Here is a 12,705-nt window from a genome sequence, read left to right as displayed (position 1 = left end):
TCAACTTCCCGGTGAGTATTTACACTCGGCTGGGGCCAGAATCTGAGGAACCTCCTTAGAAATGAGCGAACCGGGAGAATAAAGGCCACATCGTCAACTTCTCGCTGGGGTTGCAGCCCCATAACGAGCACTTTTTTGCGATAGCGAGGCGAAAGCGGATAAAAGCGCACCTGGTCTTCGTCGGGCTTGATGTAGCGGCTGAGCTTGCGTTGCAGCATCTCTCGCTGATCGGGGTTCAGCACGCACTCAAACACCGACTTCTGAACCCTCATGCCATAGCCTTCGAGGATGTGCGCTACCTTGTTGCGGCGGCGATCAAGGGTGATGTCGTAGGTGACGAGGTAGAACATGGGTGCTCCTTTTTTAGGAGGATTTTGTTGAGAGAGTGGGGGAGGGGGAGAGCGGGGGAATACTAGGGGAGGGGCTATGGGGTATTGGGATGGCGAGAGAGGTTTTGAAAAGTCACACTGATTTGCGGGTGTATCGGGGAGCGTTTGAGGCGGCGATGAGGATTTTTGAGCTGTCTAAGGGGTTTCCGGTCGAAGAGCGTTATTCCCTAACCGATCAAATTCGGCGGTCGTCTCGCTCGGTGTGCGCTAATCTGGCGGAGGCTTGGCGGAAACGCCGATACCGGGCAGCCTTTGTCTCTAAATTGAGCGATTGCGAGGCCGAAGCCGCAGAGACTCAAACCTGGCTAGAATTTGCTGTCAAATGCGGCTATCTCGACCCAGAAACTGCCAGAGACCTATATCAGCGCTACAACGAAATCCTCAGCCAGTTGATCCAGATGCTCTCCCACCCAGAACGCTGGCTCCTCCCCCCCACCAAAAAGTAGCCCTTCCCCCTCCCCCCATCTCCCCCTCTCCCCATCTCCCCTATCCCTCCCAAACCATCGGTCGATAAACCGGCTGCTCACCCATCAGACAGGCCACATACTCCCAGACCTGCAACTCCAAACAACGGCGATAGCTGACCTTGTAGCCCGTATGGGGATGGGTTACGCTTTGTTGCAGCTTTTCCTCCCAGTGCTTGAGAAAGCGCTTCATGGCATCGGGGTGCAGGTACACACCACCCCGTTCATCGGGGGGTGTAAAGTCATCCGGCTTGAAAATGTTGGAGTTGATCAGGTAGGCCACTAGAGAGTCCACGGCAATGGCGCGAAACTCTTCCACCAGGTCGCACACCAGGGAGGGGCGGTTGGCCTGGGGTTTATGGAGGTTGCCGAAATGGGTGTGCAGGCCCACCCCCTCGACCATGGCATGCACGTTCTGCGACAGTAGGGTGTAACCCAGGCTCAGCAGGCTGTTGACTGGGTCGGTGGGCGGGCGGCGGGTGCGCTTGGCAAACTCAAACTTGCCCTTCAGCAGGGAGGCGTAGGCCTGAAAATACTGGTTGGCCCCGGTGCCTTCGTAGCCCAGCATGGCCTCTACGGAGTCAGCGGTGGGCACGGTTTCCATCAGTTCTGCCAGGGTTTGAACGGCCTGGGTGGCCTGTTCGGTCTTGCGGCGGCGGTTCAGGCGCAGCAGTAAAATTCGCGAGTTGTGCAGTTTACCGACAATGGTGCTGGCTGCCTGGGTGCGAATAAATTCCGGGTCTTGGGCCTTGTACACCTGCTGGGTGAGGTACTCTAACTTGGCCTGCCCAGTGGTTTGCAAGCGGCCAAAGTAGCGCCCCTTGTTCGACAGATACAGCAGCGGAATCCGCCGTTGCAGGGCCAGCCGCACGGCCCCGTGGGACACGGTGCAGGCCCCGAACATCACCACATGGCTAATCTGGCTAGCGGGTACCGAGCAGCGCAGCTCCTGTCGGTGAAACACCTGAAACTGCTGATGCTTGACCCGCAGATAGGCCCCTTGATCGGTCACATACAGAGTGGTCATGCCGTCCCTCCAAAAGTCGTCAGTGGATGATTTCGCTATAGGCTGGGGGGTTTTCACGATGCTGCACACCTGCGGCGGCCCCCACACCGCCTTAGCTGTTTTCTGCCTTCTGCCTTCCGCCTTCTGCCTTTCTGGGGCTTCCACATCGCCCTTGGCAAACCGATGTCCCAAAAACACAAACTCCTGATCGGGGGCAATGATCTGGGTCTTTTCGGGGTTCAGGCTGAGGTAGAGGTCTTCAACCCAGTCCTGCATCAGGGCCAGGGCGCGACTGGCTTCGAGGTAGCTCTGGCATACGGCCACGCAGTCATCGCCGTAGCGCACCAGGGGGATGTCAGCTTCCAAGCAGCGGCGGTCGAAATCGTTCAAATACAGGTTGGCCAGCGCCCCAGACAAAATGCTGCCCTGCAATACCCCCTGGTTGGGCCGATAGAACTGGCCATTGATCACCATCCCAGCCTTGAGCTGATGCTCAATCCACCGCACCCACACGGTTGGTAGACCCAGCTGATCGAGCTGGTGCAGCAGCACCGGCCAAGATAGGGTGTCGAAAAATTGCTGAATGTCAGCCTTGATCACCCAGGCCGGAGAGCGGCGATAGCGCTCCATCACCCGATCAACAGCGGTGTAGATCGAGAGGCCGGGGCGATAGGCAAAGGCCGCATCGCTAAAGGCATCCTCCAGCTTGGGGTAGATGCTTTGCAGCAGATAGCGCTGCACAATCCGATCCTTCACTGTGGGAATGCCGATTAGGCGATTGCCCCCGCTCTTTTTGGGCAGGTAAAAGCCCTTAGCTGGGCTGGCGACATAGCGCTCCTGCCGCATCTGCTGATGCAGCAGCCGAATTTGCTCCGGGGCAATGCCCCTGAACAAATCCACCGTCATGCCATCCACCCCAGCAGCCTGGCTGCCCCGTTCGACCAGGTGCCAGGCGGTCGCAAGTTGTTCTCGATAGAAGTGCATAGGAAGAAAGAAGAATGAAAAACGAAGAACGAAGAAGGTGGTTGGGTTGGGCCAGTGGCCTCCTTCGGTTCACAGGGTCATCCTCGCAAGGGTGTATGTGAGCTCAGCCCTGAGTTGGGCCTGAGTTCGTGTCTGAGTTTGTGACCGAGATGGAGTGGGGGAGGGGGAGATGGGGGGATGGGGGGATGGGGGGATGGGGGGATAAGATTTAGGCAAGAGCTAAGGTCGTTTTTCGTTTTTCGTTCTTCCTTTTTCCTTTTTCTCTCTTCCCTCCATGCCTCGTTCCGTTGCCCTACATCCTGACCACAAGCAGGCGGTGGCGATCGCCCTAGAACGCAACGGGTTTCTCACCCAGGGCGATCTGGCCGCCCACCTGGAGATTGCGCTTTCGACGGTGAGCAACTTTTGCCGGGGGGTGAAGGTGTCGATCGCCAAGTTTGAGGAGATTGCTGAAGCCCTGGGCCTGGAGCCGAGGGAGCTGATTTTGGCTCGGGAGGAGGCCTCCTCAGCTCCCGAGGGGGATGCCTCGCCGATGACGTTTTATGCCTACGACGAGGGCTGGGTGGGCCGAGAGGCGTTGGTCTCAGAGTTAGCGGCTCAGGTACAGGGTAGCTGTCGCCTGCTGGTAATCACCGGCATTGCGGGGGTGGGCAAAACGGCTCTGGCTGAGCGGCTGTCGCTGGAGTTGGCAGGCTTTGGGGTGCCCCTGCGGGAGACGGTAGAGGCCCAGGAGCAGGGGGCGGATTTTGGCAGCTTTGCGGCGCGGATGCTGGAGAGGCTGGGGGAGGCCGTCACCCCAAGCGAACGTGCCGACAGATCTCAGTTACTGGCCCGTCTGGTGCGGGCGCTTCAGAGCCGCCGCCAGCTACTACTGATTGATTCTTTAGAAGAATGGCTCCAGGGCAATGAGCAGGAGGGCTGGAGCGAATTTAAGGATGAGGGTTTTTTGCAGTTTTTTCAACAGGTGTTGGCCGCAGACAACTTCCAGAGCCGGATTATCTTGACCTCCCAGGAGCTGCCCAGCCAGCTGCTGGCGGTGGGCACCCGCTACCGTAACCATTGGGCCACTCAACTGCTCACCGGGCTATCAGCCTCCGAACAGTTGGCCCTGTTCGACAAAACTGGGCTATCCCTATCCCCTGATGCTGATGGCTATACCTACCTGGTGCGCACGGGCCAGGCCTACGAAGGGCACCCCCTGGCCCTGCGGGTAATTGCCGGTGAGATCGGCAGTCGGCCCTACTTTGGCAATGTGGTGGCCTACTGGCAGCGCTACCGCCAGGAGATTGAGGCGGTGGAAAATGCGATCGCCGCCGCTGCCGCTGGCCAGGCCATTGGTGCCGACGACCGCTGGCAGCTCGACCGTTTTACCCGCACCCTGCGCCGTAATGTGCGTCAGCGCCTAGAGCACACCTTTCAACGCCTGCGCCAAGAAGCCAAATTTGCCTACATTCTGCTCTGTGAAGCAGCGGTCTACCGCTGTGCCGTCCCCGAAGACTGGTGGCTTAGCCATCTAGACTACTGGGACTGCACCCCAGAAAAAGGGCATCTGGCCCTGGATGCGTTGCGCGATCGCTTTTTGGTCGAAGAGGCAATTTGCCCAGGGCAAGGCTTCGCCAACAAGTCAAATGGCTACACCCTGCGACAGCACAGCCTGATTCGCAGTGTGGCCCTGGAGCATTTCCAACACCTCGACGAACTCGTCTAAAACTTTGTTTTTCGTTTTTCGTTTTTCATTCTGCTGCGCACGGGCTACGCCCTACGTTTTTCCTCTCCATCCTGCTATATCCTGAGTCAGCCCTCACAACGCCATTCCCATGAGTACAGTGTCTCTGTTTGACTTTGCCCTACCGCTGCTGGCCCAGACTCCACCACCCTCACCCACCGCTGAGGTCGAGTTGCTGAAGAGTCAGCTAGAGTTCGTTTTGAGGTTGAACAGCATTTTCCTGGGCTTTTTGGCTCTGCTGGGGGGCTTGCTGACCTGGTTTTTCAAAAGCAACCTGGACGATGCCAGGGCCATGGCCACCCGCATGGTGCGTCAGGAGCTTTCTGACCACATCGAACCGCTGATTCAAGCTGAGGCCCGTAACATCCAGCGCACTTTCCGCACCGAGCAAATCATCAGCAACACCGTGGTGGACTACTACGTCCCCGCCCAACCCAGCAAAAAGCCCTTAGAATACGCCCTGCTGAGTGGGCGGGGCTTTTCAGACGTGCGCCTGTGGCACCCAGGCAATCAGCCCCAGGGGCGGTTGGGGAGCGTTTTGGTGATCGATTTCGTCAATTGCGACATTTTGGCCGTCCCCGATCTTGCCTCCCCCGACAGAGCTGTGCAAGAAGTTGGCTACAAAAAGCGCGATGCCCTGGTCAACGAAGTCATTCAAGGGCTGATCGAGCTCAGGATTGGTCGCCCGATTTTAGTCGTCTACGTGCGCCCTGGCCAGGGACGCATCGGGGCGATCGACCTGCTTAGCCAAACTTTTCCTGAGGATGTGAAATACTATTCCTCGGCAAATACCCCAGTGGCACTGATGGGGGCCGTGGTGGATTCGGCTTATGTGGCCCATAGCGATCGCCAGGTATCCATTTGAAAAACTATGGTGTGCGTCTTTAGAAGAGATTGGGCCGCTAAATCTCCACTTCAGCAGCCTGTTTGTTGGCTGATACTGCTCTATCTCCCAAGTCTCGCTGCATAGCCGCGATCGCCTTCTCTGAAAGTGGCTGTCCTTTCGCCACGTCCCTCGCCACCTCGGTTATTCGGCTCAAATACCCCTCCGGCCTCCCCAGCGCCACCGCTGCCCCATGCCAGCGCCAGAGTTGCCCCAACTCCGGACGGCTTTGCTGCCAGCCATTGCCGCCCCCCTCCGGATTGACCAACACCTCATTCCAGTCCTTCCCCTGGTTCGGCGTCAGCCGCTCAATCCCTGGCACCTGCTGGGCCATCCGCCAGGCCATGGTCTCCCCTGCCATGTCCGCATCAAACGCCGCCGCCACCAGGCCCCCACTCCGCAGCACTGTCTTCAGTGCCTCCCCTGGTACCCCACCCGAGCCATCCGTCGAGAGGTAAATCGCCACCCCCTCCGCCCCCCGCTGTGCTCGATCCAGCACCGCCAGCGACATCGCATCAATCGGTGATTCTACCAGCAGCACCCGGTTCACCGGCCCCTGCCCGGTGCCAAGCCAAAACCATCCCTGGTCACGGGCCGATCCCGGAGCTAACCCATGAAAGTGATTCGATTCTCCCCATGTACCCCGCAAGCTGGCCCCCACAACCTCCCACCGCTGCCAGGATCGCGCTTGCAGGCTATGCCGCACAAACACCGCATTTTGGTACTCATCGGCATAGACCAGCCCCCGCTGATGGAGCCGATCCACCAGTACCGCTGGGAGCTTCCGCCCCTCCACCAAATACTCCCGCACCGCATCCCATCGTCGGGAAGAGTTCTCCGGCATCTCTAACGCCCGAGGCTCTGGGTCTTTTGCCTGGGTGGAGCTAGATACCTGTGTAGGTCGCTGGGAGAAATCCCGCCCCGATAGCCACTCCACTGCTTCTTTGAACTCCACCCCCTGCACCTGCATCACCAGGTCAATTGCTCCGCGCCCCCCGGCATCGGCCAACCAGTCCATAAACAGCGGCCCGCTGATACTGATGATGTGGTCGCCATTGCGCCACTTGTGCTTGTCATGTCGGTCTGGCTCTAACCCCAAATGCGCCGCCACATCCTCTAGATCTGCTCCTCGCACCTCATCGGCAGTCTCTTGCAGCGATCGCCCCTGCGCAGGTTTTACGGGGGTAGTCTGGGGCTGACTCTGCGATGGCATGGGCGTTGGTGTCACCTGATCCTGCTGCCACAGCGGATCTGGGCCAGGTCGTGGCTCCTGGCCAGCAGGTTGCCCCGTCTGAAAGGGTTCCACATCAAACAAGCTCTGCACCTGAAATTGAGGTTCTTCAGTGGTTGGAGGGCTGGCGACAGGTTCAGGCGTCAGAGGTTCTTCCACAACCAGGGCAGGCGGTTGATGGGGATGGACAGCGATCGCCCCCTCCCTATCAACAATCACCACCTCCCCCTGCTGGGTCAACCGGTCCAAATACTTGTGCAAACTCCTCACCGGGAACCCTGCCACCGGCACCCGCCCCAGTTCTGTCACCCCCGACTCCATGCTGGTGCCAATCATCTCCAGCTGCTCAATCAAGGGCCGAGCCCCGTCAAAAAACGCCTCATAGAACCGCTGATCTGGCGACTGCACCAGCACGATCGCCTCGGGATACTGGTCTTTGACTTCCAGGTATTGCCGCATATCGCTCGGCATCTGCGATCGCGTGTCCTCCACTGCGGGCTCTGCCTGGGCCTGAAGCTGAGCCTGGGCTGCTTCCGCAAACCCCTGCTGCACAATGTTCTTAGAGAAGATCTGAGCAAAAGCACGGTCTGGAATCCGCGACTCCCCACCCCGCAGACTCTGCACCGCCGTCTCCTTAAACGCGATCTGCCCCTCCCCCTGCACCCGAAACACCATCTCCGAGTCGATGAACATATCGCCGTTCTGGGTCAGGTAATGGGTCAGATACAGCTCATCCCCCTGGCGCTCCACCACTAGGGGAATAAAGGGTTCATTCTCGATCCGGAAGTGAAACTCTTGAGAGCCCATTACCTCCTGCTCAATCCCGGCATTCCTCAAAAACCGCAGAATCCGTTTTTCCAGCTGGCCCATGGGGGGCGGATTGGGAGCGACTGGGGACGATAGATTGTCTGCTGGTGCTACGGGTTCTGGGCTGGGTTGACTGGCGATCGTAACTGGCTGGGAAATAACCGAGGGCTTGACCTCCTGGATCTCCACCTTCTCCAACGTCGGCAACGACACCCCAATCAACTGCCGCGCCACCTGCTTAAACTCAAACGCCGCCAGGGTATAGTTCCGCTGGTGCATCACCACCCCTAACACCCGCTCCAATCGTTCTGGGGGAATGACCACTTCCATCCGGTCAGCCACCGAGTAAAAATCCGACCCCGCCGCCGCAATCAACGCCTCATCCAAGTAGTACCGCCCACCCGATTCCTTCGACTTTGGTGCTTGCAGAATGAACCCGTCCCCCGTCTGCTGGGGCTTCAGCAACAGCAGCTCATCCAGGGTCTTCACCGCCCCCTGGCGGTTGGTCAGCTCCGTGAGGAACCGAAACACCTGCTGCGGTTCCTTAAAGGCCACCGGCTCCCTGGTCAACTCCGCCTCAATATCAAAACCCTTGGGCATGATCAGCCCCTGGCAGACCTCCCCCCGATAGTCGGTGTAGTTCACCAACTTGCCATTGGAGTACTTCTCAAACGCCTTGATCAGGTTGCCGGTAAAGATCTGCCGGTTGACTCGCCCCGCCTCCTGCTGCATGTCAAACAGGGAATAGACACTATTGCCAAACCAGTCCTCCGTTTGCACCGTGGCATCGATCGCCCCAGACCGCCCCGTATTGAACTTCGATAACGGCACCGTGATTTGCCGTGCCGAGTCTGCCACCAGAATTCTGAGTTTCCAGCGGTTCGGTGCTGCCGGACTCCCGGATCGTTTCTTGGCGTCTGCCCCGGCCACCACACCGTAGAGAATGGTCTTGCTGGCAGGCGTCACCAACCGCAGCGGTGTCCCCGGTACAAAGGTTTCGAGCGTGCTGGAGACATGTGTGAGCTGCTGCTCAATGCGGTCGTTCAGCTTCTCAATCGCCTTGCTGTCTTGCTTTTGGGCCACTGCCACCTGCCGGTAATGATTCGTCGCCGCTTCCAACTCGGTAATGGTCGCTGCCACCTGTTGCCTGGCCCGTACAGCCAAATCATCCGGGTTGTGGGCCTCCACCGCTGATACTTCCACCAACCCCACCGACTCCCGCACCACATTGATTGCCTGAAGCTGGGTCAGCGGTTTGCTCTCACTCTTGGCCTCCACCAGCTCCAGGTACACCGGCCCCGTAAACTCGCTCGCCGTCTCACTGTCATCGGCCATCACCTCCATCCTGGCCAGGGGCCGAGCCTCCAAATCCAGCTGATCCGCCTCCAGGATGTTCTCCCCCATCGCCCGTGCCTGATCCACCAGATCGCGGTACTCCGACTCAATCAAGCTGTAGACTGCTTCTTGTTCGGCAATGGGTAGCAAGGGAATTCGCCCCGTCACCTTTTTAATCAGGGCAATATCGGAGGCATCGTTCTCGGCCTGCGCCGCCGGAAAGTCCAGCTTGGCATTTAGCTCTGGATCGTCTGTCAGCAACTCCGTTACCACCTGCTCGCCGTAGGGATTCATAAAATCCACCACGGTGTTGAGCGAGATATCGGTCTCCCGCGCCGCCGTGGTGTTGGCATTCAGGCTGGCCATCTTGCGACAGAGGATCGCCCCCGGTCGTTTTTCCGCTGGCAGATCCCCCATCAGCAGGGTGTAGTTGGGCAAGGCCACCTGCCCGGTACGATGCACCCGACCCAACATCTGCATGAACACATTGATGTCTCGTTCTGCCTGGGCCACAATCATGTGCCGGGGCCGCTGGTCGGCAAATTTCTCGGAAGCGTGTAAGGAAATCCCGGTGGAGCCCGAACAGTTGAGCAGAATGACATCGGCATCTCCGGCATTGAACCGGGCCACGGCATCGATCTTGCCCTTGGCCGTGGTCTCTTCCCCCAGCCGCACCTTATAGGCCATAGCGCCATCGGCCCCATACTCAATCCCCGATTTCCGCCCGGTGACTTCGGTAACCCGGTAGCCTGCCCGCTCCAACTGCTGCTCAATGTAGTCAATCGGGCTAATGGGGATGCCCATGAAGTCACTCTCGCGGATGCCGTCCAGGGCTTCCTCGTAAGCCAGCACCGCTTCTGCCCCCAGTTGCTCATCACTGAGGCGAAAGCGGGTGGCCTGGCCCCGATAGTCTTTGACGACCACGTCTCTGGAACGCTCCAGATACCGCTCCAGCAGATCCCCAAAGGACAAATCCATCGCATCCCCCGGCGATAAATCCTGGGACTCGGCATAGGCCTGGATGAAGCTGCCCATGGTGTTAGCCACGGTAATCACCGGCTTTTCACCCCGCTGGAGCGCTAAGATCGCCTCCTGCACCGTGGCATCTGCTTTCTGGGCCAGCAACCCCTGCTCAATGCAGTTGTGCATCAACGACGTGAAATTGGTACTCTTGGCCCCCACATCGCCAATTGCTCCATCCTCCCCCAGGGCTTTGGCCTCCGCCTTCACCGCTTTGCTGATTGCCTTCACCGCCTTCTGCTTAGCCCGGTCAAAGTCCTTAATCGCCCGCATCGCTGCCGAAAAATCATCGGCCACCTCCCGATCCACCGGCACCGTCTTGGCCTGAAAGGAAATTCCCTCGTAAGACCGCTCCCGCCGGAGCATTTGCCCCGAGGCCACAAACTTGCTGGCCACAATCTGCTGAAGCGGCACCCCGCCCCGCGTCAAGATATTCTCCAGCGCCGTCATACTGCTAACGCCCAGCCGCAAATCGGTGCGACGAGCATAGAGATCCATCACATCGGCTCGCTTGGCGTAGGTGGCCGAGGAATAGAACACCCCCGATGACAGGTCGATCAATTCCCGCACAAAGTCAGCCCGATCCGGTGGCCCGGCTTCCTTCCAGCCGCCCTTGCTGCCCCCCGCCTGGTGGGCCTCATCCAGGATCAAAATGGCATTGGGAGCCATTTTGCGCAGAAAGTTTCGCCGCAGCGGTTCCTTCTTGCCCACCGTCTGCAGCTGGCTGTAAGTGGTGAACACCGCGCTGTAGCGGCCCAGGTTACCCCGCTGAATCATCGCCTGCATTTCTGCCTGCTGCTTGGCGGCCCCAGCCGTCTTCAACGCCGCCCCATTGGCCAGGGGAATCTCGGTGCCGCTGTCAGTAATAAACGGCGTAAACCGCCGCATGCCGATATCCCCCACATCCCGCATCATGTCGGCGTAGAGGGGTTTGTCCTTGGTGATGAATAGGGCAATCTTGCCCTGTTGCTGGGCATAGCGCATGATGCTGGCGCAGATCCGGCCCTTGCCGATGCCGGTCTGGTCGCCGGTAATGAACCCAGCCCCCCGCTCGATATTGCTGATTGCTAAAGCGGAAGCATCGACCTGCTCCGCACTGAAGTAACCGTGGAGTTCGGACACCGAGCCATAGCCCAGGCGGGTGGCCAGGTACTCATCGATGTCGCCGTGCTGCTGCTCAAAGCGCTCCAGCGCCTGCTGGGCGGCACTGGCCATGTTGAAGGGAATCAGGGTCTGAGTCGAAAAGCCCTTGCTTTTGGGCACGTAATCGACCTGACGAGGCTGCACATCGTAAGCCTCGCCAGTTGAAACAGGAGTAGTCATGGTTAGTTCCGGGTGAAGGGCTATAGCGTCAGTTCGGCCAGCCAGGCCTCTAGCGTCGTTTCGTCGTGCAGGCTGATCCAATCCAGATAGTCCGGATAGTTGGGGGTGACGGGGGTTACCGGAAAGCTCGCCCCGTAGTGGCGCAGCCGTTCCTGAAACCGCCAGTTGCTCAGAACCAGGGTCTCCGCCCACTGCTGCCGCCACTGCCCCAGGGCGAAGTCCGGCTCCTCGTCGGGGTCCAACAGTGGAATCTCCTGGGCCGAGTCCAGTTGACTGAGAGTGCTGGCCAGCTGTTGTTGCGTCTCGATCTGGGAGGTTGCCGAGACGGAGGACTGAATCACGCTGTCCAGCCGGGTCTGCATCAGCTGTAGGTAAGTCGCTTCGTTCAGCTGCGCTAGCGCTGGCGGCACCTTGACGATAAACAGTAGCCCCAGGCTCTCCAGCGTCCAAAGGTTGGGAAAGCTGGGGTACTGGCTGGTCATGAACGGATACGTCCAGGGGGATACGGGCATGGTAGATAGGTTCATGGGGAATCAACTCCTTTAGTTCAGCAAACGATGGGTAGATGATCGGTACCTCAGCGGCAGGCAGGGGGCGATCTGATTCACCTCGCCCCTCAATCACAATCACGTCGATGGGAAACCCGGCGCCCTGTTTGCGGTACAGGTCTCCCCAGATGGAAATATGCTGGGTAACCCGATAATGGCCATACAGCAGGTAATAAAAGGCCCGACTCTCCCGGCTGTTGTAGCGCTCCGAACGCAGTTCCTCCTCCCGCCCCTGCTTACCGCCCAGAATTAGCACCCCACGCCCCTCCTCCTTCATCACTGTCAATGCCCTCAGGGCGATCACCTGATCAACCTGTGTCGTCCAGGTGTCAGCGATGGGAAAGCGGCGGGTATGGCGTTGTTCGTCTTTGACTACCCCAAAGGGCGGATTACAAATGACCACATCCACCGGGGTCTCAGGCTTATAGGTCAGGGCATCGGCCTGGGTCAGTTGGCCGAAGCCTCGGGTCTGGAGTTCAGCGAAGCGATCTGGATTCAGCTCATTGGCGATCACTTTCTCTGGATTGGCCCCAATCAGCAGTGCTCCATTTCCTGCTGTGGGTTCATAGACCGTCTTATCAGCGTCAATTCCACCCAAAACCGAGGCCAGATAAGCAATGGGAATCGGCGTACTGTACGCCTGTTGCAGCACCGAGGTGGATGACCGCACGCTCAGATTGGGCTGTCGCTGGAGCAAAGTCACCAGCCGGTCATAGGCCTCATGGGTAGTCTGGGAACCTGCCACCACCTGTTGTCCGGCCCGCACCACCGCCGCTTCAATGGACTCATCCACCACCTTGGCCAGGGGCGTGCCTGGCTGTACCGGCTCCCCAAGTACAGATGTCGCAAACCGCCGTGCTTCGACAATGGAGCCAAAGCCTTCTCCAGATGAGAAATAGGAAGCATAGGCCTCAGCCAATTGAGGATGGCCCATGGCAAAGATCTCCGCAAGAGACAGTCAAGGTAGATGCGGTGGGGGCGGTGCCTAT

General features: G+C 58.9%; 5 protein-coding genes and 1 pseudogene. 3 read left to right on the top strand and 3 right to left on the bottom strand.

Features of this window, described 5'->3' with window-relative positions:
* Nucleotides 1-74 precede the first annotated feature (74 nt).
* Nucleotides 75-350: pseudogene (cas2, locus tag E1H13_RS12585) on the bottom strand (CRISPR-associated endonuclease Cas2); the annotation flags it as partial.
* Between the two features lie 89 nt (nt 351-439).
* Here cas2 and E1H13_RS12580 point away from each other — a divergent pair.
* Nucleotides 440-835 (top strand): four helix bundle protein, encoded by a 396-nt coding sequence (locus E1H13_RS12580; RefSeq protein ID WP_169613767.1) that lies wholly within the window; start codon nt 440-442, stop codon nt 833-835.
* A 40-nt stretch (nt 836-875) separates the two neighbouring features.
* Here E1H13_RS12580 and cas1 read toward each other — a convergent pair whose 3' ends face one another.
* Nucleotides 876-2,843, bottom strand: coding sequence for a CRISPR-associated endonuclease Cas1 (gene cas1 / locus E1H13_RS12575; protein WP_169613766.1), 1,968 nt, complete (start codon nt 2,841-2,843; stop codon nt 876-878).
* A gap of 274 nt (nt 2,844-3,117) precedes the next feature.
* Here cas1 and E1H13_RS12570 point away from each other — a divergent pair, with 274 nt between their 5' ends.
* Complete coding sequence (locus E1H13_RS12570; RefSeq protein WP_169613765.1) at nt 3,118-4,551, top strand: AAA family ATPase; 1,434 nt, start codon at nt 3,118-3,120, stop codon at nt 4,549-4,551.
* A 109-nt stretch (nt 4,552-4,660) separates the two neighbouring features.
* Complete coding sequence (locus tag E1H13_RS12565; protein WP_169613764.1) at nt 4,661-5,434, top strand: hypothetical protein; 774 nt, start codon at nt 4,661-4,663, stop codon at nt 5,432-5,434.
* Nucleotides 5,435-5,471: 37 nt separating this feature from the next.
* Here the strand turns inward: E1H13_RS12565 and E1H13_RS12560 are convergent, their stop codons facing one another.
* Complete coding sequence (locus E1H13_RS12560; RefSeq protein ID WP_169613763.1) at nt 5,472-12,650, bottom strand: strawberry notch C-terminal domain-containing protein; 7,179 nt, start codon at nt 12,648-12,650, stop codon at nt 5,472-5,474.
* Nucleotides 12,651-12,705: the final 55 nt, after the last annotated feature.

Source organism: Nodosilinea sp. P-1105, assembly GCF_012911975.1.
Lineage (GTDB): Bacteria > Cyanobacteriota > Cyanobacteriia > Phormidesmidales > Phormidesmidaceae > Nodosilinea.
The sequence above is the reverse complement of the archived record's forward strand: the minus strand, read 5'-3'. Positions and strand labels throughout refer to the sequence as shown.

Coding starts and splice junctions, on each gene's coding strand:
- E1H13_RS12565 (WP_169613764.1), top strand. CDS start 4,661: ATGAGTACAGTGTCTCTGTTTGACTTTGCCCTACCGCTGCTGGCCCAG.
- E1H13_RS12580 (WP_169613767.1), top strand. CDS start 440: ATGGCGAGAGAGGTTTTGAAAAGTCACACTGATTTGCGGGTGTATCGG.
- E1H13_RS12560 (WP_169613763.1), bottom strand. CDS start 12,650: ATGGGCCATCCTCAATTGGCTGAGGCCTATGCTTCCTATTTCTCATCT.
- E1H13_RS12570 (WP_169613765.1), top strand. CDS start 3,118: ATGCCTCGTTCCGTTGCCCTACATCCTGACCACAAGCAGGCGGTGGCG.
- cas1 (WP_169613766.1), bottom strand. CDS start 2,843: ATGCACTTCTATCGAGAACAACTTGCGACCGCCTGGCACCTGGTCGAA.